We start from the raw sequence: 22,479 nt of genomic DNA, 5'->3' as shown, positions 1-22,479 counted from the left end.
TCATTCGTTGAAGCGCGAAGCAAGGGAGGTGTCCTTGGCTTGGCTCACTCTGCTTCTCGCCGGGCTGCTGGAGATCGTGTGGGCGTACACGATGAAGCTGTCGGAGGGCTTCACCCGCCCGCTGCCGACCGCCATCACCATCGCCGCACTGATCGCCAGCCTCGTGCTGCTGTCCCTGGCGACCAAGGTGCTGCCGCTCGGCACCGCCTATGCGGTGTGGACGGGCATCGGCGCGGTCGGCGCCTTCGTCGTCGGCATCGTCCTGCTGGGCGAGCCGCTGAGCGCGCTGCGGCTCGCGGCCGCCGCGCTCATCGTCTCCGGCATCGCGCTGATGAAGCTCGCCTCCAGCGAATGACCGGCGTCGGATGGGCGGCGCATTGCAATTCGCCGACGCGCCAAAGACATTCCGGCTGACGCGGATTGCATTCGCAGGCGACAGGCGCCGGCCGGCCGAAATCCAGCGACTTGCAATATCCGGCGTCCAAACGCCGCCATTGCATGCGCATGTCACCGGAACTTCATCGACGGAGTCAAAACTGACGATCGACGCTCCCTGGCATCTGCGAATGCGGGTGTCACGTGCGGTCAGCAGGAACCGGCCACGGGCGCACCCAAAGCGCGTGTTATAAATAATTGCAACCCAAGCGCGATATATGTAGGACATCGAGCTTCAGGCTCTCGGCATTCGGTGCGGGGCTATCATGGATATCGTCAACCTGACGGGCGCACTCGCCTGGTTTCGAAGCAAGTCCTGGCTGCAGGATCAGGTCAACGACCTGTTCATTCCCATAGAGGATGCCGTCACCTCGGATGAACCGCCGAGGCCGGAAGAGATGAAACGACATATTGCTGCGACAAGACAAATTAGACATCTTGTAAAAAGCAAGCGCGGCTACGGCCTCAACAGGGCAACCGCGGAGTTTGACGGCACCCTCCGCGAGTTGAAGTCGAAGCTCGACGCCGGCCAGCCGGACGACATCGAGTCCGCGCATCAGCACGCGCGCTCTGCCGCGAAGAAGCTGCGGCGGGCGATCGATCGGCTGGAACCCTGACGGGGCGCGCCGCTGCAAGCGGCGGCAGAACGAAAGCCGGAACGGCGGCTCAGGGCCACTCCCCTTCGTTCACACGAAGATGTCATACGAACGGCCCCCGACACTGACTCGTGGGGCCGTTAACTCTCACAGATTTTCTTTCAAAAAATCAGCGACTTAGCGAAAGTCCACGACCGGCACCAACGACCCGCCTTCGCGGCCGTTGGCATCACAGCCGGAACGTCAGCACCTCGGCCGGCATCTCGACGCCGGGCAGGTTGCGCGGATCGGGCTCGGGCGGCAGCACCTCGGTGCGGACGGGGATCACGCCGGCCCACACCGGCAGAGCGTAATCGGCCTCGTCATCCTCCGGCGGGCCGACGCGCACCTTGGCCGAGGCCTCGTCGAACGGCATCGACATCACCGCCGTCGCCTCCAGCTCGTTCGGCTTCATCGGCCGCAGGCGCTCCCACTGGCCGGGGACCAGCCGGTTGACCATGGTGCGCAGATGCGCCTCCTTGGCCGCCGGGTCGGTGATCTTCTCGGGCCTGCCGAACACCATCACCGAGCGGTGGTTGACGTTGAAATTGAAGGCCGAGCGGGCCATCACCAGCCCGTCGATGGCGCTGACCGTCAGGCAGATCTCCGCCCCTTCGATCGCCCGGATCATCCGGCTCGCCGTCGAGCCGTGCCAATAGAGCCGGTCGCCCTCCCGCCAATGCAGCGTCGGCGTCGCGAAGGGCTGGCCATCGGCAATGTAGCCGATGTGGCAGTGGGGCATGGCGTCGAGGATGGCGATGATGGTGTCGCGGTCGTAGCGCGCGAGCCAATTGTAGCGCCTGACCCGAGTGCGCTCGCTGGGCGGGGTGGTTGTCATCCTGAAAGCCTCCAATCCTGACGCGCCTTGCTGTCGCCTCGGACAAATCCCGACCGGGCCAGCCCGCCCGGTCTTGCACATAGCGTGCCGTCCGCACTCTTTCGTTTTATAGTCGCTGTATATAGCGGAAGTCGTTCCGTCGTCTCCGGCGCGATGTCCGCCCGGATGGCATCGAACTTGCCTTTGGATAACGCGCTTGGCACCCCCGTTCCAGCACGAAGGATCTCCATGGACGACACCACCGTCCTGACGTTCGACGTCGATGACTTTGTCGAGGAATTCAGCCACTGCTTCACCGGCGAATGCCGGGTGAGCGTGCTGCCGATCCTTTATCGGATCAGCCAGATCAACACGAATTCCGCGGATCTCGCCCGCTCGCTGCCGATCATTCTCGGCGTCATGCGCCAGCACCTGAAGATGCAGCGGGGCATGGTGACGCTCTACGACCGTCACTCCGGCTCGATCTTCATCCACGACTCGTTCGGCCTCGACGAGGCGCAGAAGACCGCCGGCACCTACGCGCCGGACAGCACCATCACCGCCAGGGTGGTGGAGACCGGCAAGGCGGTGGTGGTTCAGCATCAGGCCTCCGACACGGAGACCGAGGGCGGGTCCCGAAAGAGCAGTCGCGCGAAATCGGCGTTCTTCTGCGTGCCGATCGTCCACGCCAAGCGCGTGCTCGGCACCATCGGCGCCGAGCGGGTCTACATGAACCCCCGGCTGCTGCGCCAGGACGTCGAGCTGATGGCGATGGTGGCCTCGATGATCGCGCCGGCCGCCGAACTGTACCTCATGGAGAACGTCGACAAGGTGCGCCAGGAGCACGAGGCGCGGCGCATCCGGGCCTCGCTCAAGGAGCGGTTCCGCCCCGACAACATCATCGGCGCCTCGAAGCCGATGCAGGCGGTCTATAATCTCATCGAGAAGGTCGCCGCCACCAAGGCCACTGTGCTGATCCTCGGCGAGAGCGGCGTCGGCAAGGAGCTGGTGGCCAACGCCATCCACTACAACGGCCCCACCGCCGAAGGGCCGTTCGTCACCTCCAACTGCGCCGCGCTGCCGGAGAACCTCGCCGAGAGCGAGCTGTTCGGCCACGAGAAGGGCTCGTTCACCGGCGCGTTCTCCCAGCACAAGGGCTGCTTCGAGCAGGCCAACGGCGGCACCATCTTCCTCGACGAGGTCGGGGAGCTCAGCCTCTCCATCCAGGCCAAGCTGCTGCGCGTGCTGCAGCAGAGAAAGTTCGAACGAGTCGGCGGCTCCAAGCCGGTAAAGGTCGACGTGCGCATCATCGCAGCCACCAACCGCAATCTTGCGGACATGGTCGAGCGCGGCACCTTCCGCGAGGATCTCTATTACCGGCTCAACGTGTTCCCCATCACTGTGCCGCCGCTGCGCGAGCGCGGCTCCGACGTCATCACGCTGGCCGACCATTTCGTGACGCGTTTTTCCAAGGCCGGCGGCAAGTCGATCAAGCGCATCTCCACGCCCGCGCTCAACATGCTGATGAGCTACCACTGGCCGGGCAATGTGCGCGAGCTGGAGAACGTGATCGAACGCTCGGTGATCCTGTCGGAGGACGACGTCATCCACGCCTACGACCTACCGCCCTCGCTGCAGATGCCCAACGAAAGCGGCACCGCCTTCGGTGTCAGCCTGGAATCCAAGCTGCGCGCGGTGGAATACGAGATGATCGTCGAGGCGCTGAAGACCTCGAACGGCCACATCGGCGCAGCGGCACAGGAGCTCGGCCTTACCCGGCGCATGCTGGGCGTGCGCATGGAGCGCTACGGCATCAGCTACAAGAGCTTCCGCGGCGCCGACCCGCGCAAGTGGGGCACGGGCGAGGACGCCTGAGCCGGATAGATCGCGCCGCCTCGATTCCAACTTCACCGTCGAACCCACTCGCTGTGGTCATGGCCGGCCTGTCCCGGCTCGATCGACCGCGTGGTCGCATGCGCTTGAGCCACGCCGGTCGAGATCGCCGCAGCAAACCCGGCGATGGCGGCGCGGACATCGCGGCTCATGCCCCGACGAAATCTACCGCGCCTGCACAATGCCGGGCAAATTTACCGGAACGGAAAATTCCTGCGGACGCCATCCATGACCGGCCTCCGAGACGGAATTTACCGGAATGTAGATTCGCTTCCGAATTCACCCCCGGGGTGCATCGCCACGCTGTCTCCGGCTCATGGCGGCGACGTTTTCATTTGTTTTCTCAATAAATTGGCGGCCAGTCGGCCGCTGCTGCGACATTTTCGGCGCCAAGCGCCGGTTTCCCGCCGCAGGCCCGACGATCTGGCACGCGGGTTGCGATACCCGCATCGCGCAAGGCGAATTCACTCGCCTCCCCAGATCAAAGGAATTTTAATTATGACTCGTAAGGTCGCGATCTACGGCAAGGGCGGCATCGGCAAGTCGACCACCACGCAGAACACCGCTGCCGCACTGGCGCACTTCCACGACAAGAAGGTCTTCATCCATGGATGTGACCCGAAGGCGGACTCGACGCGCCTCATTCTCGGTGGAAAGCCGCAGGAAACCGTGATGGATGCTTTGCGCATCCACAGCGCCGAGAAGGTTACCACCGACAATGTGGTCAAGACCGGCTTCAAGGGCATCCGCTGCGTCGAGTCCGGCGGCCCGGAGCCGGGCGTCGGCTGCGCCGGCCGCGGCGTCATCACCGCCATCGACCTGATGGAGGAGAACGACGCCTATACCGACGACCTCGACTTCATCTTCTTCGACGTGCTGGGCGACGTGGTGTGCGGCGGCTTCGCCATGCCGATCCGCGACGGCAAGGCGCAGGAGGTTTATGTCGTCGCCTCCGGCGAGATGATGGCGATCTACGCCGCCAACAACATCTGCAAGGGCCTCGTCAAATACGCCAAGCAGAGCGGCGTGCGCCTCGGCGGCATCATCTGCAACAGCCGCAACGTCGACGGCGAGCGCGAATTCCTGGAGGAGTTCACCGCCGCGATCGGCACCCAGATGATCCACTTCGTGCCGCGCGACAATATCGTCCAGAAGGCCGAATTCAACAAGAAGACGGTCACCGAGTTCGATCCTTCGGTCAATCAGGCCAACGAGTACAAGAAGCTCGCCCAGAACATCCTCGACAACCAGATGTTCGTGATTCCGAAGCCGATGACCATGGACGATCTCGAGAAGATGGTCGTCAAATACGGCCTTTGCGACTGAGGCAGGCCTCCTCTCCCGACTCGATCCTGAGCCCGCGCAATCGTCCCCGCATAAGGAGAGCTGGACGTGCCGTATCATGAATTCGACTGCAGCACCTGCATTCCCGAGCGCAAGAAACACGCCGTGGTGAAAGGTCCGGGAGAGGACCTCACCTCCTGCCTGCCGCTCGGCTATCTCAACACCATCCCCGGCTCGATCTCGGAGCGTGGCTGCGCCTATTGCGGCGCCAAGCACGTGATCGGCACGCCGATGAAGGACGTCATCCACATCAGCCACGGCCCGGTCGGGTGCACCTACGACACCTGGCAGACCAAGCGCTACATCTCCGACAACAACAGCTTCCAGCTCAAATACACCTTCGCCACCGACGTGAAGGAAAAGCACGTGGTGTTCGGCGCCGAGGGCCTACTGAAGCAGAACATGCTTGAGGCCTTCAAGGCGTTCCCCGACATCAAGCGCATGACGATCTACCAGACCTGCGCCACCGCGCTGATCGGCGACGATATCGACGCCATCGCCGCCGAGGTGAAGGAGGAATTGCCCGACGTCGACATCTTCGTGTGCAACTCGCCGGGCTTTGCCGGCCCCTCGCAGTCCGGCGGTCACCACAAGATCAACATCGCCTGGGTCAACAACAAGGTCGGCACGGTCGAGCCGGAGATCACCTCAGACTACGTCATCAATTACGTCGGCGAGTACAACATCCAGGGCGACCAGGAGGTGATGCTCGATTTCTTCAAGCGCATGGGCATCCAGGTGCTGTCGACCTTCACCGGCAACGGCACCTATGACGGCCTGCGCGCCATGCACCGCGCCCACCTCAACGTGCTCGAATGCGCGCGTTCGGCCGAATACATCTGCGACGAACTGCGCGTGCGCTACGGCATCCCGCGCATGGACATCGACGGCTTCGGCTTCGAGCCCCTGTCGATCTCGCTGCGCAAGGTCGGCCGCTTCTTCGGCATCGAGGACCGCGCCATCAAGATCATCGAGGAAGAAACCGCGAAGTGGAAGCCGGCGCTCGATTGGTACAAGGAGCGGCTGCGCGGCAAGAAGGTGTGCCTGTGGCCGGGCGGCTCGAAGCTCTGGCACTGGGCCCACGCCATCCAGGAGGAGATGGGCCTCGAGGTGGTGTCGGTCTACACCAAGTTCGGCCACCAGGGCGACATGGAGAAGGGCGTGTCGCGCTGCGGCGAGGGCGCATTGGCGATCGACGATCCAAACGAGCTTGAGGGCCTTGAGGCGATGATGAAGCTGAAGCCGGACATCATCTTCACCGGCAAGCGGCCGGGCGAGGTCGCCAAGAAAATCCGCGTGCCCTACCTCAACGCCCATGCCTATCACAACGGCCCGTGGAAAGGCTGGGAAGGCTGGGTGCGCTTCGCGCGCGACATCTACAACGGCATCTATTCGCCGATCCACCAGCTCTCCGCGCTCGAAATCAGCAAGGACGAGATCCCGACCGGCCGGGGCTTCATGACGCAGCGCATGCTGTCGGACGCGAACCTCAGCGAGGAGATCACCAGATCGCCGCTGCTGAAGCAGTACGACGGCAAGTACGACATCATCGCCGACCTGCGCAGGAAGACCTATCCGGACTTCGAGCGTCTGGCGCGGACCGGCGCCGTTGCGACCGCGGCCGAGTGAAGGAGACCGCTATGGACGACATCACCAAGACCGCACCCCCCACTGACGGCATCGTCGTTGGCGGGCTCACCGTGCCGATCGACGCCGTGACGCACGAGCGCCTGGAGAAGCTCGTCGACTACATCATGAAATACTGCCTGTGGCAGTTCAATTCGCGCGGCTGGGACCGCAAGAAGCAGAACGCCGGCATCATTCCGAGGACCGCGCAGCTTCTCACCGGTGAGGAGGTGGAGCGCACCGCGCCGCTCGACCGCTACTACTGGACCGAGGCGGTGAGCCTCGCCGAAGCCTTCCGCGAACGCATGCCCTGGCTCGCCGATATGACCCCGGAGGAGATCAAGACACTGCTGCAACGGCTGCACGAGCGCATCGACTATCTCGTTGTCGATGGCTCGCTGAACGAAGAACTCACCGTGCCGCACTATTGATCGGAACCATCATGTCCAGCGAAACCTGTGAAGTCGAAGCCTGCGAATCCAAGTTCTGTCAGCTCAAGGCCAAGGAGCGCGTCGGCACCATCAACCCCATCTTCACCTGCCAGCCGGCGGGTGCGCAGTTCGCCTCCATCGGCATCAAGGACTGCATCGGCATCGTGCATGGCGGCCAGGGCTGCGTGATGTTCGTGCGCCTCCTGATCTCGCAGCATCTGAAGGAGAGCTTCGAGCTCGCCTCCTCCTCGGTGCATGAGGACGGCGCGGTGTTCGGCGCCACCGGCCGCGTCGAGGAAGGCATCGACGTGCTGCTTGAGCGCTATCCCCACGTCCGGGTGGTGCCGATCATCACCACCTGCTCGACCGAGATCATCGGCGACGACTGCGACGGCGTGGTCAACAAGCTGGAGGAGGAACTCCTCCCGGTGAAGTACGCCGGTCGCGACGTCCATCTCCTCGTCATCAAGACGCCGAGCTTCGTCGGCTCGATGGTTTCGGGTTATGACATCGCGGTGCGCGACTTCGTCAAGAAGTTCGCCACCAAGTCGGAGCCCAACGGCAAGATCAACCTCATCACGGGGTGGGTCAATCCCGGCGACGTCAAGGAGCTGAAGCACCTTCTCGCCGAAATGGGCGTCGACGCCACCGTGCTGTTCGAGATCGAGGATTTCGACTCGCCCGTCATGCCCGACGGCAGCGCGGTGTCGCACGGCGGCACCACCATCGAGGATCTGCAGGACACCGCCAACGCGCTCGGCACCATCGCCCTCAATCGCTACGAGGGGGGCAAGGCCGCGCAGTTCCTGCAGAAGAAGTTCAAGATGCCGACGGTGATCGGCCCGACCCCGATCGGCATCCGCAACACCGACACCTTCCTGAAGAACCTGAAGGAGATGACCGGCAAGCCGATCCCGCCCTCGCTGGTCAAGGAGCGCGGCATCGCCATCGATGCGCTGGCCGACCTCACCCACATGTTCCTCGCCGACAAAAAGGTGGCGATCTACGGCAATCCCGATCTCGTCATCGGGCTCGCCGAATTCTGCCTCGACCTTGAGATGAAGCCGGTTCTGCTGCTGCTCGGCGACGACAACTCCACCTATGGCGACGACCCGCGCATCAAGGCGCTGCAGGACGGCGTCGATTTTCCGATGGAGATCATCACCAACGCCGACTTCTGGGAGCTGGAGCGGCGCATCAAGGAAGGCGACATCGAGCTCGACCTGATCCTCGGCCATTCCAAGGGCCGGTTCGTGTCGATCGACTACAATATCCCGATGGTGCGCGTCGGCTTCCCCACCTACGACCGCGCCGGCATGTTCCGCCATCCGGTGGTTGGTTATGGCGGCGCCACCTGGCTCGCCGAGCAGATGGCCAACGCGCTGTTCACCGACATGGAATACAAGAAGAACAAGGAGTGGGTGCTCAACGTGTGGTGACCTGACCAATCCACCTCATTTGAGCGGACGAGAGCGATGCGGATCGCAGCCTTCATCGACGGGAACGACAACCTCGCCGGCCTCCACCAGCACGGCCGCATCGTGCTCTATGATGACGCCTCCGGCGCCTGGATCATCGAACGGGACATCCCGTTTCCGGGCGCCGGAGCCCCCATCACCATCGCCGGCCTCAAGGCGCGGCTCGCCGAGGTGATGGGGCAGTTCGAGGACTGCACTGTCTTCGTATCGGCGAACTCCAAGGGCGCGCTCAATGCGGTGCTGCAGGAGGAGCTGGGGTTCCAGACATGGCACAGCCAGGGCCGCGTGCTCGACCTGCTCGACACCGTGGCGCTGAAGGAGGCCGAGCGGCAGGCCGAGATGGCGGCAGCAGCGCCGGAGGACGATCCGCCGCCGCTGCCTGTCCTTGTGCTGGAGCGCGTTGGGGAGTCGCACTACCGCGCCGATCTCACGCGCTACCAGATCGCCGACGGCACCCACGAGTCGATGACGGTGCTGCTGCCGGTGCTGGAGCAGCGCGCCTTCAAGCGGCTGGAGCTGGTGTTCGACCACGACCCGAAATGGCTGTGGCGCACCACGCGCGATCTCGGGCTCAAATTCAAGCGCGAGATCGTGGTGCGTGACGGCATCATGTCCACCATCACCATTTGCGCCGAGTAGCGCCGATGACACCGACCGATCGAAAGGATGCGCGCATGATGACCCGGCTGAAGCCGCCACAGATCCTCTACTTCGCCTATGGCCCGACCATGAACCCCGGCATCATGGCCTCCATCTGCCGTGCGGCGAAGCCGGTGGCGCCCGCCGTGCTGCCCCACCACGATCTCGGCTTCTTCGGCCACTGCGACACCTGGGACGGCGCCGAGAAGACGCTGGTGCGCCGCGCCGATGCGTCGGTCCATGGCGTCGTCTATCAGCTCTCGGTCTCCGATCTCGACCGGCTCGATGCCAGCCAGGGCGTCAAGCTCGACGGCAGCGGCCCCTATTTCCACTATCCCATCGAAGTGATCGGCCGCGACGGCACGCTCTATGACGTGCTGTTCTACAAGCGGGCGGTGGAGGGCGAGCCGCGGCTGCCGAGCAGCGAATATGTCGGACAGATCATCGCCGGCGCCACGGCGCATGGCCTGTCCGCCGGCTATCTCGAACGGCTCAGACGCATCGGCACGCGGCCGGCGAGCTATCAAGTGCCGCTGCGCAGCGCCGCCCCCGTCTTGGCAGCCTCCTGCGCCTGCTGAACGGAACACGGCGGGTGCCGCCGGCTGAAGATTGCAGGAATTGCTCAGGAAGCCAGAGAATGCAGGAGGCTGATTTCCGCGTAGCGCTTGTCGGCGTGCAGCTTCCGTTCACGCGGCTCCACGCCTTCCAGCAGCGACCGCAGCTGCCGCGACTTGCCGATCGACTGCCACAGCCGCAGATCTTCCGGGGCCGAGCGCATGATCCAGTCATGGCCGGTGCGCTGCCAGGGCATCACGCGGTCGAACAGATTGTCGAGCACATAGTCGCCCCGGTCGGTGCGAGCGACGACCACCAGATGGAACTCACCGGTGCGCAACCGCGCCACCGCCAGCGGCAGCGCGCTGCCCGGCCAGCCATGGGCGATGAGGTCGTGGCGCTTCTGCACGGCATAGTCGTCGCAGTCCCCCGCAACGACCCCGAGCGACCAGGTGTCCAGCGCGGCGTCCGATCGCGGCCGGATCCGCCCATTGACCGACCGGTTGACCGAGTCGAGTTCCGCCCAACGCGTCGGGGTCATCGCGACCGCGCTCGCGGCACCCGCCTCGCAGTCACCGACATTGTCCATGCAGAAGCGAACCGCCGCCACCGGTGCCAACACCGCGCCGCCCGGCGTCATCGCCGTGCTCTTGGGAATCGGATTGGCGAGCCGCGTCACCCCAAGCGGAGACGCGACGGCGCCACCGCCAAAGCCCACGGTCACGCTGAAGATCAGCGCGCCAACAACACCTCGCGCGGCCAAGATCAAGTTGTTCCCCACGCGGAAGCGAGGAACAGCGCGATGCCTACTCGCCGTTTCACACACGCCAGTCGTGTTCATATTCTCGTTGCCTGTGTTCTTGTTGTTTCGTGATTGCGTTTACGGCGCGGTCCTACGAGGTGCACTGCACCCTGGATCAGCTCCAGCGTCCGGAAATGGCCCCCGAACGGCCCCGGACGAGACCCGGCGCAACCAATGTTGCACTGCACTCGCCAAAATGCTGAGACGGTCAGCCTGCGGCGACGCTTCGGCCTGCCGCGGTTGCCGCCGCCGGCGCCAAACGCGCGGCCTGCACAAATGGCGGGCATGAGCCCCCCCTGCCGCAGCGCGCCGTCAGGGCAGGACCGTTTCTGGCCGATCAAGCCTTCGAGCCGACGTCCGGACGCCGAACAATCCCGTTCTCGGAGGGGAGGCTCTTGCAGACCTTGTGTTTTTGGCTGGACCGTTTCCGCCATCCATCGAGGATCAGCGCTTGGAGATCAGCCCTTGGGGATCAACCGGAAACCGCCTCATCACGCGATATTCCCTCTCCGGCGCGATGACGCGGGGGCTGACAAACAGCCGTAACATTCGTCCTTCATTATCCATACATGGCGACAGAATATCATTTCCTGTCAGGCAATATTTCTGCATCTGACGCAGGATCGTCTGCCAGTCATCGCCAGCCTCCGCAACGCATTCGTCAATACGCGAGCAGACCTGACGCCGCAGATGCGCCGGCCATCCAGCGTTCGCCTGCAATCAACATTGCGCGCGTTTGGGCACGACCCCCTATCATGTGGGGTGGCCTTGCCACATGGCGCCTGCCGGCGACAGGGCTCGATCAGACCGTATATCAATATGTCATATTCTGGCTGATCGGATTTTCGGCACTTGCAGCGGTGGCGTTTCTGTCGAACGACATCTCACCCTTCATCATCAAGACGCTCTATTCGACATTGATCGTTCTCGGCGTTCTGCACCCGCTCCTGCTGGTGCTGATGCGCTTCGGCAATCTGGCGGTGGCGCCATACCTGCTGTTCTTTGCAATCTCCGCCACGTCGTTCCTGGGTGTCACCGAGACGATGACGGGATTCCACGTCATCTCCTCCAATCCCGCAGTCTACGGACTGTCGTTCTACGGTGCCAGCCTCGCCTATCACGTCCATCTGCGGTCGCTGACGGTCTCGACCGCAGTCACGTCCGTCAATCCGCTGCTGCTGTTTACCGGCCCGATCGCCACAACCGCCGGCCGTTTCAGATATGCGACGCTGCAGCGGCGCTTCCTGCACTATTTTCCCTACGCACTCATCGGCTTCTTCTTCTTCAAGATTGTCGGCGCGCCGCTCGGCAATTTCTTCTGGATGATCGACGACACGAACATCTGGAAATCCCTGCAGTTTGCCGCGATCTTCGAGATGTTCGTCTATTTCAATTTCGCCGGCCTGTCGCTGATGGTCTACGCCGCCTGCGGACTGATAGGCCTGAAGGTGCCGCTCAACTTCCAGCAGCCGTTTTCCGCGCGCAACATCATCGAATTCTGGCGTGGCTGGCACATCAGCCTGTCCACCGTTCTCAAGGCCTTGTTCTATACCCCAGCGCGACAGGCGTTCGGCGGCACGGCCGCCCTGTTTCTGGTCTATCTCAGCTCGGCCCTCTGGCATGGCGTGGCCCTGAACTTCCTGATCTGGGGCCTGTTCCACGCCGTGTGCTTCTGGCTGACGATCCGGCTCCTGAAGGCGGACCGGCGGTTGATGACGACAATTCTGATGGTGTTTGCAATCGTCTATGGCCGGATGCTGTTCGTCGACAGCGACACCGAACGCCTCCTGGCCAAGATGACGTTCGACAGCACGTTTCCCGCACATATTGCCGAGGCGAAGATACCGGTTATCGCCTATATCAGCCTGCTGCTTGCCTCGACGCTGGTTTTCATGGAATTCGCGCTCGCGCGGCAGCGCCTGTTCCGGCAGCGGACCTACAAATACCTGAGAACCAACGTCAGCCAGATCCTCATCCTCGCGGCGACCATACTGCTCATTCAGTCGGATGGGGGCGCAAGCTATGCCGTCTACGGCCAGCGTTAGGGATAGCAGCGCATTGACCTCCGGCGTCGCCGGCAGCGCTTCGGGGACTGCGCGCAGAACCACAGCCACCCGCAAGGCGTCGCTGGTCCGCGCGATCATGGCCACGATGGTCATCGCCTATATCTGGTACATAATATTTTCGAATATTCGCCATTCGGAAAACGATTACATAGACCATCTGCAGGAAATCGTCGATCGCCGCGCCGCGTATTTACGCGCGACAGAAAAACTGGACGTCGCGATCATCGGCGGCTCGAATTCCCTGTTCGGCATCAGCGCTGAGCAGATCTCCGGCCAGACCGGCTTGCGCGCCTACAATATTTCGCTGATGCACGAAGGTCATAATGACAAGAGCTATTTCGAATTCATCGAGGAGAGCATTCCGCGTGCTGTCCGTGCCGGCGTCAAGTTCGTCGTCCTGTCGACGATTGCTCCCTTCGGCGATCTTGCCGTCGAACGCCGGCGCCAGGACGAGAACCTGACTCATGATCTGGTCGGGCGGCAACGCCACATCTCGCTGACGCCGAACGAACCCTTGCTGTATGCGCTCGCCGTTCTTGTCCCGCAACTCCTCAGCCCCCCGAGCAGGACTTCGGGCGCGCAGGAGAAGCTCACGATCAACGACTCCTACGGCGACCTGAACTTCGAGTTGATCGCCTGCCGCTACACCAGCGAGCGGCATCTCCTGAACCGCGCGAGCGACGTCTTCGAAGTCATTCTGCCGCGCCTGCAGGGGATCGGTGCGCTCTTTCCCCACGCCACCATCATCGTGTCCATCCCGCCGGTGGCGGCCGATCTTGGCGGGATCACCGAGCAGTTCGTGGCCGAGCTGTCGGCCCTGCTGCCGGAGAACATGCTGGTATCGGTAACGCCGGCGCTGGACCGAACGTATTTCTGCGACTCCGAGATCCACCCCAATGCAAGGGGCAGGCTGATCCGCACCAACGGCCTCATCAGCGACATCATGCGCGCAAGATGAACGCCTGAAGACCTTCGAAGCGCATTCTTCGCAAAAAGCGGGAACGGGCTTTGCGGCGCCCGCCGCGGCGGGTCGGCACACCGCGCAGCCGGCACGCACCCGGCAGGCGGCGAGGCTTGCGGCAACACCACACGCAATGCCAAACAGCCGCGGGCGATATTAGAAATCGTTAAGTTTCAAACCGGGCAAGCCGAGGCTAAGCAGAACAGCGAAGCGGCGGGCCACGCCGTCCCGCACCGCCCGCCATCGCGGTCCATCGCCAGGGCGGGCATGCTGTTACTGCGTCCCGCCGGCCGAACGGTCGCGCGGGTGACAGGCCCGATGCCATCCGGAGCGCCCGTCCCTCCCTTCAGGGCCGGCGGGCGCCCCAGCCCCCCGCGGATCGTGCGAATGGAAGACCAGAGGCCAAGGAACCAGAGGCGAGGCGACCAGGGGCCGAAGAACCGGCAGCGCGGCAACAAGAAGCTGCGTGACGCGCTGGCGGCCGCGGTACCGCACTGGAGGCGACGCTACGGCGCCGCAGCCGGCGGCTTGGTGCTTGCGCTCGGCCTCGCCGGCTGTGCGGTCGGACCGGACTACCGCACCCCGCTGCTCGATCTGCCCAAGCAATACGGAACCGCCAAGGATCGGCAAGCGGACCGGCCGGCGGCGCAGCCGGCGCCGAAGAGCGACCTCAACCGCTGGTGGGTCGGCCTGCGCGATCCCATGCTCACCGCCTTGATCGACGAGGCGGTGGCCGGCAATCTCGATGTCGCCACCGCCAAGGCCAAGGTGCGCGAGGCGCGGGCGCTGCGCCGTCAGGCCATCGGTGTGCTCTATCCCAATGTCGATGGTTTCGCCTCGGTCACCCGCAACAAGACGGCGACCAGCCGCGGTTCGTCGAGCACCGACACCGCCGGCTCCATCGCTTCCCCGCCCTACACGCTCTATCAGGCCGGCTTCGATGCCTCCTGGGAGCTCGACCTGTTCGGCGCCAACCGCCGCAATGTCGAGGCCGCCAACGATGCGCTGGACGCCGCCTGGGACGATCTCGACGCGACGCTGCTGACGCTGATCGGTGACGTCGCCGCCACCTATGTCGAGGCCCGCGGCTACCAGGCGCGCATCACGCTGGCCCGCCGCAGCGCCGCCTCGCAGCGCCAGACCGCCGACATCACCAAAGCCAAGTTCGAGGCCGGCTCGGCCTCGGCGGTCGATGTCGCCAAGGCCAGCGCCCAGGCCGCCTCGACCGAGGCCAACATTCCGGCGCTGGAGATCGCCTATGCCGAGACCGTCCATCGCCTCGGCGTGCTTCTCGGGCGCGAGCCGTCGGCGTTGTCCGCCCGGCTCGCCCAGCCGCGGGGCATCCCGGCGCCGCGCCTGCCGCTGAAGCCCGGCGTGCCCGCCGATGTGCTGCTGAGCCGGCCGGACGTGCGCGCCGCCGAACGCCGGCTGGCCGCGGCCACCGCCAATATCGGCGAGGCCGAGGCCGCGCTCTATCCGTCCATCACGCTCACCGGCAACATCTCTACCAGCGCCCAGAAGTTCGGCGACCTCGGCAAAAGCTCGACCATCGGCTGGTCGTGGGGGCCGCAGCTCAGCGTGCCGATCTTCAATGCCGGCCGCCTCTTGGCGGCAGTCGGCGTCGCAGAGGCCCAGCGCGACCAGTCCCACATCGCCTTCCGCGCCGCCGTGCTGACCGCGCTGGAGGATGTCGAGAACGCGCTGGTGTCGCTCGCCAAGGAGCGGACCCGGGCCGCCCGGCTCGGCGAATCCGCGCGCGGCTATCGCGAGGCGGCGCGGCTGTCGCTGCAACTGTTCCAGATCGGCTCAAGCAGCTTTTTCGACGTGCTCGATGCCGAGCGTTCGCTCTACTCGGCCGAGGATTCGCTGCTGCAGAGCAGGGTTGCCATTTCCACCAACTATATCGCCCTCGCCAAGGCGCTGGGCGGCGGCTGGACCGACGCGGTCGACGTCTCGACCCCCGAGGTCGTCGACACCGGCACCGGGCCGCATTTCTATCGCGTAAGCCAATGACAAAAGCCAGGAAACGCGCCGGCCTCGTGGTCGCGGCGCTCGTCATCGCCGGTGTCGCCGTGTGGGGGCTTCGCGCCTACCGCACGCCCACGGCAACCGAAGCGATGATGACCGCGCGGGCGGCCATCGGCGACATCGAGCAGACTGTGCTGGCCAGCGGCACGCTGAAACCGGTCAAGCTGGTCGCGGTCGGCGCCCAAGCGTCGGGCCGGGTGGTGTCGATGAAGGTCAAGCTCGGCCAGAAGGTCGCCGCGGGCGACCTGATTGCCGAGATCGACCCCGTCAACCAGCAGAACGCTTTGCGCAAGGCCGAGGCGTCGCTGCAGAATCTGCGCGCCCAGCGGCTGGAGAAGATCGCCACCCTGGCGCTGGCCCGCGCCACCCTGGAGCGCCAGACGCAGACGCTCGCCCAGCGCGCCACCTCGCGCGCCGATTTCGACACCGCCCAGGCCACGGTCAAGCAGACCGAGGCGCAGATCGCCGCGCTCGAGGCACAGATCCTGTCGGGCGAGGTGGCGGTGGAGGATGCGAGAGCCAATCTCGGCTACACCCGCGTCACCGCGCCGATCGACGGCACGGTCCTGTCGATCGTGACGCAGGAAGGCCAGACCGTGAATGCCACCCAGACCGCGCCGACCATGGTGGTGCTGGGCCAGATCGACACCATGACGGTCAAGGTGGAGATCTCCGAGGCCGACGTTGTGCGGGTGAAGCCCGGCCAGCCGGTCTATTTCACCATCCTGGGCGACCCGGACCGGCGCTACCACGCCACGCTGGAATCGATCGATCCGGCGCCGGAATCGATCAAGTCGGATTCGAGCTTCACGACCTCGACATCGGCGGCCTCGTCGTCCTCATCCTCGTCATCGACCTCGTCCTCGGCGATCTATTATTATGGCGTGTTCAACGTGCCGAACCCGGAGGGGCGGCTTCGCACCTATATGACGGCGCAGGTGCGCATCGTGCTGGGCGACGCCAAGGGCGTGCTGACCATTCCCTCGGCGGCGCTGCGCCGCAGCGGCCGCGGCTACACGGTGGATGTGGTCGACGACGCCGGCAACGTCTCGACGCGCGAGGTCGAGGTCGGGCTCGACAACAAGTCGGTCGCCGAGATCCGCGCCGGGCTCAAGGCGGGCGAGCGCGTTGTCACCAGCCGCAAGTCGGATGCCGGCGCGCCGAGCTTCCGCGGCCCGCCGCGGCCGTTCTGATCTGATCACAGCGGGTGGATTTGCCTTGGTTGACGCCCTGACAGCCATCGATATGCCCCCGGCCGGCGCGCCGCGCCCCGCGCCGGATGCGCCGCTGATCGAGATCCGCGGACTGCGGCGGGAATACCAGTCCGGCGACGACACCATCGCCGCGCTGAAGGATGTCGACCTCACCATCGCCGCCGGCGAGATGGTGGCGATCGTCGGCGCCTCGGGGTCCGGCAAGTCGACGCTGATGAACATCCTCGGCTGCCTCGACCGGCCGACCTCGGGCAGCTACCGCATCGCCGGCCGCGAGACCGCGCAGCTCGGCCCGGACGAGCTCGCCGAGCTGCGGCGCGAGCATTTCGGCTTCATCTTCCAGCGCTATCACCTGATGTCGGAGCTGACCGCGCTCGGCAATGTCGAGATCCCGGCGGTCTATGCCGGCCTGCCGCGCGCCGAGCGCCAGACGCGGGCGGCGAGCCTGCTCGGCCGGCTCGGCATGGCCGACCGCATCAATCACCGTCCCGGCCAGCTGTCCGGCGGCCAGCAGCAGCGCGTGTCGATCGCCCGCGCCTTGATGAATGGCGGCGAGATCGTCCTCGCCGACGAGCCCACCGGCGCGCTCGACAGCCGCAGCGGCGAGGAGATGCTGCGCATCCTCGACGAGCTCAACGCCGAGGGTACCACGGTGATCATCGTCACCCACGATCCCTCGGTCGCCGCCCGCGCCCAGCGCATCATCGAGCTGCGCGACGGCGAGATCATCTCCGACCGGCGAAACACGGTGCCGGCACGCCCGGCGGCGGCCCCGCGGCTCGGCGGCGCCGGCACGCCGGCCGCGCCCTGGCGCGCGGCGGTCGGCCGGTTCCGCGAGGCGTTCCGCATGGCGCTGTTCGCCATGCGCGCCCACGGTCTGCGCACCTTCCTCACCATGCTCGGCATCGTCATCGGCATCGCCGCGGTGGTGTGCATGGTGGCGCTCGGCGAAGGCTCGCGCCAGAAGGTGCTGGCCAATATTTCCAGCCTCGGCACCAACACGCTGGAAGTGTTCCCCGGCCTCAATTTCGGCGACACGCGCTCGGGCCGCATCCGCACGCTGGTGGTGGCCGATGCCGACGCGCTGGCCGAGCAGCCCTATGTCGCGGCGGTCACCCCCACGGTTTCCACCTCCCGCTCGCTGCGCTACCGCTCGACCGAGGCCACCGGCATGGTCAATGGCGTCGGCGACCGCTATTTCGACGTGAAGGGCACCAAGCTCCTCGACGGCCGGCTGTTCGATGCCGACAGCGTCAAGCGCTTCGCCCAGGACGTGGTGATCGACGAGACCGCCCGCGACGCGCTGTTCGCCAACGATCCCGGCAAGAGTCCGATCGGCGAGGTCATCCTGGTCGGCAACGTGCCGAGCCGCATCATCGGTCTGGTGCAGAAGCAGCAAGGCGGTTTCGGCTCATCCGCCAACCCCTCCGTCTATCTGCCCTACACCACCGTGCAGGCCCGCTTCCTAGGCACCACGTCGCTGCGTTCGATCACCGTGCGGGTCGACGACGAGACGCCGACCGACCTCGCGCTCGCCGCGGTGACGCAGCTTCTCACCCAGCGGCACGGCACCAAGGACTTCTTCATCCTCAACACCGACGACATCCGCCAGACCATCACCCAGACCACGGAAATCCTGGCGATGCTGATCGCCTCGATCGCGGTGATCTCGCTGGTGGTGGGCGGCATCGGCGTGATGAACATCATGCTGGTGTCGGTGTCCGAACGCGTCAACGAGATCGGCGTGCGCATGGCGGTGGGGGCGCGGCGCGGCGACATCCTGCAGCAGTTCCTGATCGAGGCGGTGCTGGTGTGCCTGATCGGCGGCGTGCTCGGCATCGCGCTGGCGCTCGGCTTCGGCGTGCTGTTCACGATGATCGAGACGCCGTTCACCTTGATCTACTCGACCGCCTCGATCATCGCCGCCGTGGTGTGCTCGACCCTGATCGGCGTCATCTTCGGCTATCTGCCGGCGCACAACGCCTCGCTGCTCGACCCGGTGGTGGCCCTGGCGCGCGATTGAGACGGTTTCCGAGAAGTCATTTTCAATTCAATGCCTTATCGGCGAGTCCAGTTCCGGCATCCCCAAGGGAACGGCCGAAAACCGGTCGGCTTGCCCGGAACCCGCGCCCCGCAACAGGGTTAACGGGGCGCCAATCGCGTCACGCGATTTGACGATCAAACGCCAACCGGACCGAAATCGGATTGCGCTAGGAAGATACCGTGGACCAGACCCGCGGGTTCCGTCCATTCAGGTTCCATCGGCTGTAGAACGTCGGGCACCGCCAGGGGCGGACCCGGACAATCGGCACAGGACGGCGTCATGGCTCGCGCATTCTGGACCACGCTCACCCTTGCCCTCGCCCTGCAGCTCGCCGTGCTGTCCGCCGTTGTCGCCCTGGCCGTGCACGACCAGGCCCGCGTGGTGTCGGCCACGCTGCACCGGACCGCCCACCTGACAGAGGTCGCAACCGCCAGCGTGCGGTAAGGGCTGGGACAACCGGCCGCATCGCGCTTGGTCGGGCTCGGCCTTGATCAGACTGGCGCGCGGTACCTTGATAGCTGAAACTCTCACTCGAAACTGCCGATTTTTGGCGCCTGTGATCCGGGGAACACAATATGATCACCCTGGACCTGTATGAGACCTGACACGCCTGATTCCGGTTTTGTTGCATCTCATTCGCAGAACTGGTCCCCGGTCCTGCGAGGAATGCGCCAAGGATGAAGAAATGGCCGATTTCGCATCGCCCCACCCCGGCGAGGTCCTGCGCAAGGATTTCCTCAAGCCGCTGAACATGAGCGAGCATGCGCTCGCCAAGGTTCTGGGCATTCCCCGCGTGCGCCTGAGCGAGATCGTCAGCGGCCGGCGTGCGGTGTCGCCCAATACGGCGCTGCGTCTGGCCCGCTATTTCGGCACGTCCACCGAATTCTGGATCGGCATGCAGGCGAGCTTCGACCAGCAGCAGGCCCGCACTGCCGACGCCCCCAAGGCGGCTGCGGACGCCGCTGCCAAGATCGCGGCCAAGGTCACGTCCCGGGCGGCGTGATCCGCCTCGCCGCCCGCTCCTCCACCGGCCGAGCCCTCACCGGCCAAAGCTCACCGGCCAAAGCTCACCGACCGAGTCTTCAGCGACCAAGTCTTGCCCGCACCGCGGCCAGCATCGTCTCCACCGCGGCGCGGGCCGCGGTGAGCTTTTCCGCGTCGCGCGCCCGCACCACCAGATTGGTGTTCGGCAGGCCCAGTTCGTCGAGGAACGGATAGCTGCCGATCGTCACCTCGGGGTGTGCCTTGGCCACCGCCGCCAGCTCGGTGCCGATATCGCCCTCGCGCAGATCGGCGCGCACCGTCTCCGACAGCATCGGCAGGCCGGTCTCGAGCTTGGGGATCACCTCCTCCAGCATCGCCTGCATGATCGACGGCACGCCGGCCATGACGATGACATTGCCGATCCAGAAGCCGGGCGCCTTGGAGATGCGGTTGGTGATCAGGTTCGCCCCGGCCGGAATGCGCGCCATGCGCAGGCGCGCCTCGTTGAGGTCGGCCTCGGCGAAGCGCTCCATCATCAGCGCCTTGGCGCGCGGGTCGATGCCGATCGCCACGCCGAACGCCTTGGCGATCGAATCGGCGGTGATGTCGTCGTGGGTGGGGCCGATGCCGCCGGTGGTGAACACATAGGTGTAGCGGGCGCGCAGCGCGTTCACCGCCTCGACGATCGCCGCCTCGTCGTCGCTGACGACGCGCACCTCCTTGAGGTCGATGCCGATGCCGGTCAGGCGCTCGGCGAGGTGGCCGATATTGCGGTCCTTGGTGCGGCCGGACAGGATCTCGTCGCCGATGACCAGCACGGCGGCGGTGACGGATTTCGGTTCGGCCATGGCGCGCTCCCCCAGCGGACGAAAAGCCTGTAGACCGATTTCCGGCGGGATCCCATACGATCGTCGCCGGAATCAGTCGCCGGCCGGGCAACGCCCGTCCGGCAGGCGGTCGCGCGGTTGATTGCGTAAAATTTAGGCAGAGATGATCGGCGTTCTGGAATTGCCGCACAATGCAGCATTACCTCTTCCATCGGCCCGGAATTTGCGTCTAAGGTTGTGTCAGGCGCGAATGCGCCAGCGGAAAGGCGACCGATGACGGCCTTCGATGAAATGCGGGGCATGAACGGCCAGGTCCGCCCCGGCTACAGGCAGTTGGCCGAATGGCTTGCCGCGGTGCCGCGCGCCCTCCTGGAGGAGCGGCGGCGCGAGGCGGAATTCCTGTTCCGCCGCATCGGCATCACCTTCGCGGTCTATGGCGATGCGGAATCGACCGAGCGGCTGATCCCGTTCGATATTGTGCCGCGCATCATCGCCAACGAGGAGTGGGCCCAGCTTTCGAAAGGGCTGGAGCAGCGCGTGCGCGCGCTCAACCTCTACATCCAGGACATCTATTCCCGGCGCGAGGTGATGCGCGCCGGCATCGTGCCGGAGGAGCTGATCTTCCAGAACCCGGTGTTCCGGCCGGAGATGAACGGCCAGCGCGTGCCGCACGACATCTGGGTCCACATCGCCGGCATCGACGTGGTGCGGATCGACCCCGAGACCTTCTACGTGCTGGAAGACAATGCCCGCACTCCCTCCGGCGTATCCTACATGCTGGAGAACCGCGAGATCATGATCCGGCTGTTCCCCGAACTGTTCGCCACCCACCGGGTGGCGCCGGTCGAGAACTATCCGGACGAACTCTTGGCGACGCTGAAATCGGTCGCGCCGTCAACCGCGGCCGCCGACCCGACCTGCGTGCTGCTGACGCCGGGCCTCTTCAACTCGGCCTATTACGAGCACTCGTTCCTGGCCGACAAGCTCGGCATCGAGCTGGTCGAGGGGCGCGACCTGTTCATCGAGAACAACATCGTCTACATGCGCACCACCGAGGGGCCGCAGCGCGTCGATGTGATCTACCGCCGCGTCGACGACGACTTCCTCGATCCCCTCGCCTTCCGTCCGGATTCGGTGCTCGGCGTGCCGGGCCTGCTCGGCGCCTACCGGGCCGGCAACGTCACGCTCGCCAATGCCGTCGGCACCGGGGTTGCCGACGACAAGGCGGTCTATTCCTACATGCCGGACATCATCCGCTTCTTCCTTGGCGAAGAACCGATCCTGAAGAACGTGCCGACCTGGCGCTGCCGCGAGCCCGACGCGCTCGCCTATGTGCTCGACCATCTCGACGATCTGGTGGTCAAGGAGACGCACGGCTCGGGCGGCTACGGCATGCTGATCGGCCCGAAGGCCTGCAAGGAGGAGATCGAGACCTTCCGCGCCAAGCTGAAGCACGATCCCACCAGCTTCATCGCCCAGCCGACCCTGGCGCTGTCCACCACGCCGTGCATGGTCGAGGACGGCATCGCGCCGCGCCATGTCGATCTGCGGCCCTACGTCCTGCAGGGACGCAATGGCGTGCGCATCGTGCCGGGCGGGCTCACCCGCGTGGCGCTGCAGGCCGGCTCGCTGGTGGTCAATTCCTCGCAGGGCGGCGGCACCAAGGACACCTGGGTGCTCAGCGCATGATTTCGTTCCAC

At 65.1% G+C, this 22,479-nt stretch carries 22 protein-coding genes; 17 read left to right on the top strand and 5 right to left on the bottom strand.

Going from position 1 to position 22,479, the window contains the following annotated elements; genetic code table 11:
* Nucleotides 1–34: 34 nt before the first annotated feature.
* Together BLTE_RS03135 and BLTE_RS03130 are read left to right on the top strand one after the other, a co-directional pair.
* A complete protein-coding gene (locus BLTE_RS03135; RefSeq protein WP_126397540.1) occupies nucleotides 35–355 on the top strand; it encodes a DMT family transporter in 321 nt (106 codons plus the stop codon).
* A 346-nt stretch (nucleotides 356–701) separates the two neighbouring features.
* Nucleotides 702–1,052: a hypothetical protein gene (locus tag BLTE_RS03130; RefSeq protein WP_126397539.1), complete on the top strand. Its 351-nt coding sequence runs from the start codon at nucleotides 702–704 to the stop codon at nucleotides 1,050–1,052.
* Nucleotides 1,053–1,260: 208 nt separating this feature from the next.
* Here BLTE_RS03130 and BLTE_RS03125 read toward each other — a convergent pair whose 3' ends face one another.
* Nucleotides 1,261–1,908: a pyridoxamine 5'-phosphate oxidase family protein gene (locus BLTE_RS03125; protein ID WP_126397537.1), complete on the bottom strand. Its 648-nt coding sequence runs from the start codon at nucleotides 1,906–1,908 to the stop codon at nucleotides 1,261–1,263.
* Between the two features lie 228 nt (nucleotides 1,909–2,136).
* On the opposite strand from BLTE_RS03125, the gene BLTE_RS03120 reads away from it, so the two are divergent.
* Nucleotides 2,137–3,762: a sigma-54 interaction domain-containing protein gene (locus BLTE_RS03120; protein WP_126397535.1), complete on the top strand. Its 1,626-nt coding sequence runs from the start codon at nucleotides 2,137–2,139 to the stop codon at nucleotides 3,760–3,762.
* 32 nt (nucleotides 3,763–3,794) lie between these two features.
* Here the strand turns inward: BLTE_RS03120 and BLTE_RS17975 are convergent, their stop codons facing one another.
* Nucleotides 3,795–3,932 (bottom strand): hypothetical protein, encoded by a 138-nt coding sequence (locus BLTE_RS17975; protein WP_160140499.1) that lies wholly within the window; start codon nucleotides 3,930–3,932, stop codon nucleotides 3,795–3,797.
* A gap of 346 nt (nucleotides 3,933–4,278) precedes the next feature.
* Here BLTE_RS17975 and nifH point away from each other — a divergent pair, with 346 nt between their 5' ends.
* The 6 genes from nifH to BLTE_RS03090 all read left to right on the top strand — a co-directional run bounded on the left by nifH (nucleotide 4,279) and on the right by BLTE_RS03090 (nucleotide 9,876).
* A complete protein-coding gene (gene nifH / locus BLTE_RS03115) occupies nucleotides 4,279–5,106 on the top strand; it encodes a nitrogenase iron protein (RefSeq protein WP_126397533.1) in 828 nt (275 codons plus the stop codon).
* 66 nt (nucleotides 5,107–5,172) lie between these two features.
* Complete coding sequence (gene anfD / locus BLTE_RS03110) at nucleotides 5,173–6,753, top strand: nitrogenase iron-iron protein, alpha chain (RefSeq protein WP_126397531.1); 1,581 nt, start codon at nucleotides 5,173–5,175, stop codon at nucleotides 6,751–6,753.
* Between the two features lie 11 nt (nucleotides 6,754–6,764).
* Nucleotides 6,765–7,181: a Fe-only nitrogenase subunit delta gene (gene anfG, locus BLTE_RS03105; protein ID WP_244600090.1), complete on the top strand. Its 417-nt coding sequence runs from the start codon at nucleotides 6,765–6,767 to the stop codon at nucleotides 7,179–7,181.
* A gap of 11 nt (nucleotides 7,182–7,192) precedes the next feature.
* Nucleotides 7,193–8,620, top strand: coding sequence for a Fe-only nitrogenase subunit beta (gene anfK / locus BLTE_RS03100; protein WP_126397529.1), 1,428 nt, complete (start codon nucleotides 7,193–7,195; stop codon nucleotides 8,618–8,620).
* A gap of 36 nt (nucleotides 8,621–8,656) precedes the next feature.
* Nucleotides 8,657–9,298, top strand: coding sequence for a Fe-only nitrogenase accessory protein AnfO (gene anfO, locus BLTE_RS03095; protein WP_126397527.1), 642 nt, complete (start codon nucleotides 8,657–8,659; stop codon nucleotides 9,296–9,298).
* A 35-nt stretch (nucleotides 9,299–9,333) separates the two neighbouring features.
* Entirely contained in the window at nucleotides 9,334–9,876 is a 543-nt protein-coding gene (locus BLTE_RS03090; protein ID WP_244600089.1) for a gamma-glutamylcyclotransferase family protein, read from the top strand.
* Nucleotides 9,877–9,920: 44 nt separating this feature from the next.
* Here BLTE_RS03090 and BLTE_RS03085 read toward each other — a convergent pair whose 3' ends face one another.
* Nucleotides 9,921–10,622 carry a transglutaminase-like cysteine peptidase gene (locus tag BLTE_RS03085; RefSeq protein ID WP_160140498.1) on the bottom strand — a complete coding sequence of 234 codons (702 nt, stop codon included), beginning with the start codon at nucleotides 10,620–10,622 and terminating at the stop codon, nucleotides 9,921–9,923.
* 477 nt (nucleotides 10,623–11,099) lie between these two features.
* The gene (locus BLTE_RS17970) at nucleotides 11,100–11,375 is read right to left on the bottom strand and encodes a hypothetical protein (protein ID WP_160140497.1); all 276 of its coding nucleotides are present in this window, start codon (nucleotides 11,373–11,375) and stop codon (nucleotides 11,100–11,102) included.
* 35 nt (nucleotides 11,376–11,410) lie between these two features.
* Here BLTE_RS17970 and BLTE_RS03080 point away from each other — a divergent pair, with 35 nt between their 5' ends.
* The 7 genes from BLTE_RS03080 to BLTE_RS03055 all read left to right on the top strand — a co-directional run bounded on the left by BLTE_RS03080 (nucleotide 11,411) and on the right by BLTE_RS03055 (nucleotide 19,971).
* Nucleotides 11,411–12,700: an MBOAT family O-acyltransferase gene (locus BLTE_RS03080; protein ID WP_160140496.1), complete on the top strand. Its 1,290-nt coding sequence runs from the start codon at nucleotides 11,411–11,413 to the stop codon at nucleotides 12,698–12,700.
* Between the two features lie 13 nt (nucleotides 12,701–12,713).
* Nucleotides 12,714–13,679: a hypothetical protein gene (locus BLTE_RS03075; RefSeq protein WP_126397521.1), complete on the top strand. Its 966-nt coding sequence runs from the start codon at nucleotides 12,714–12,716 to the stop codon at nucleotides 13,677–13,679.
* A 390-nt stretch (nucleotides 13,680–14,069) separates the two neighbouring features.
* A complete protein-coding gene (locus BLTE_RS03070) occupies nucleotides 14,070–15,695 on the top strand; it encodes an efflux transporter outer membrane subunit (RefSeq protein ID WP_126397519.1) in 1,626 nt (541 codons plus the stop codon).
* A complete protein-coding gene (locus BLTE_RS03065) occupies nucleotides 15,692–16,903 on the top strand; it encodes an efflux RND transporter periplasmic adaptor subunit (protein ID WP_126397517.1) in 1,212 nt (403 codons plus the stop codon). Before BLTE_RS03070 ends, BLTE_RS03065 begins: the two co-directional genes overlap by 4 nt.
* A gap of 52 nt (nucleotides 16,904–16,955) precedes the next feature.
* Nucleotides 16,956–18,947, top strand: a complete 1,992-nt coding sequence (locus tag BLTE_RS03060) for a MacB family efflux pump subunit (protein WP_126402017.1) — start codon at nucleotides 16,956–16,958, stop codon at nucleotides 18,945–18,947.
* 300 nt (nucleotides 18,948–19,247) lie between these two features.
* On the top strand, nucleotides 19,248–19,412 hold the full coding sequence (locus tag BLTE_RS17965; RefSeq protein WP_160140495.1) for a hypothetical protein: 165 nt from the start codon (nucleotides 19,248–19,250) through the stop codon (nucleotides 19,410–19,412).
* Nucleotides 19,413–19,653: 241 nt separating this feature from the next.
* Nucleotides 19,654–19,971 (top strand): HigA family addiction module antitoxin, encoded by a 318-nt coding sequence (locus tag BLTE_RS03055; protein WP_126397515.1) that lies wholly within the window; start codon nucleotides 19,654–19,656, stop codon nucleotides 19,969–19,971.
* 79 nt (nucleotides 19,972–20,050) lie between these two features.
* Here the strand turns inward: BLTE_RS03055 and BLTE_RS03050 are convergent, their stop codons facing one another.
* Nucleotides 20,051–20,800, bottom strand: a complete 750-nt coding sequence (locus tag BLTE_RS03050; RefSeq protein ID WP_126397513.1) for a competence/damage-inducible protein A — start codon at nucleotides 20,798–20,800, stop codon at nucleotides 20,051–20,053.
* Nucleotides 20,801–21,052: 252 nt separating this feature from the next.
* Between BLTE_RS03050 and BLTE_RS03045 the strand changes: the two genes are divergently transcribed.
* Nucleotides 21,053–22,468, top strand: coding sequence for a circularly permuted type 2 ATP-grasp protein (locus BLTE_RS03045; protein ID WP_126397511.1), 1,416 nt, complete (start codon nucleotides 21,053–21,055; stop codon nucleotides 22,466–22,468).
* Nucleotides 22,469–22,479 lie beyond the last annotated feature (11 nt).

The sequence above is a fragment of the Blastochloris tepida genome (assembly GCF_003966715.1).
Taxonomy (GTDB): Bacteria; Pseudomonadota; Alphaproteobacteria; order Rhizobiales; family Xanthobacteraceae; genus Blastochloris; species Blastochloris tepida.
This window is presented reverse-complemented; position numbering and strand designations above follow the sequence as displayed.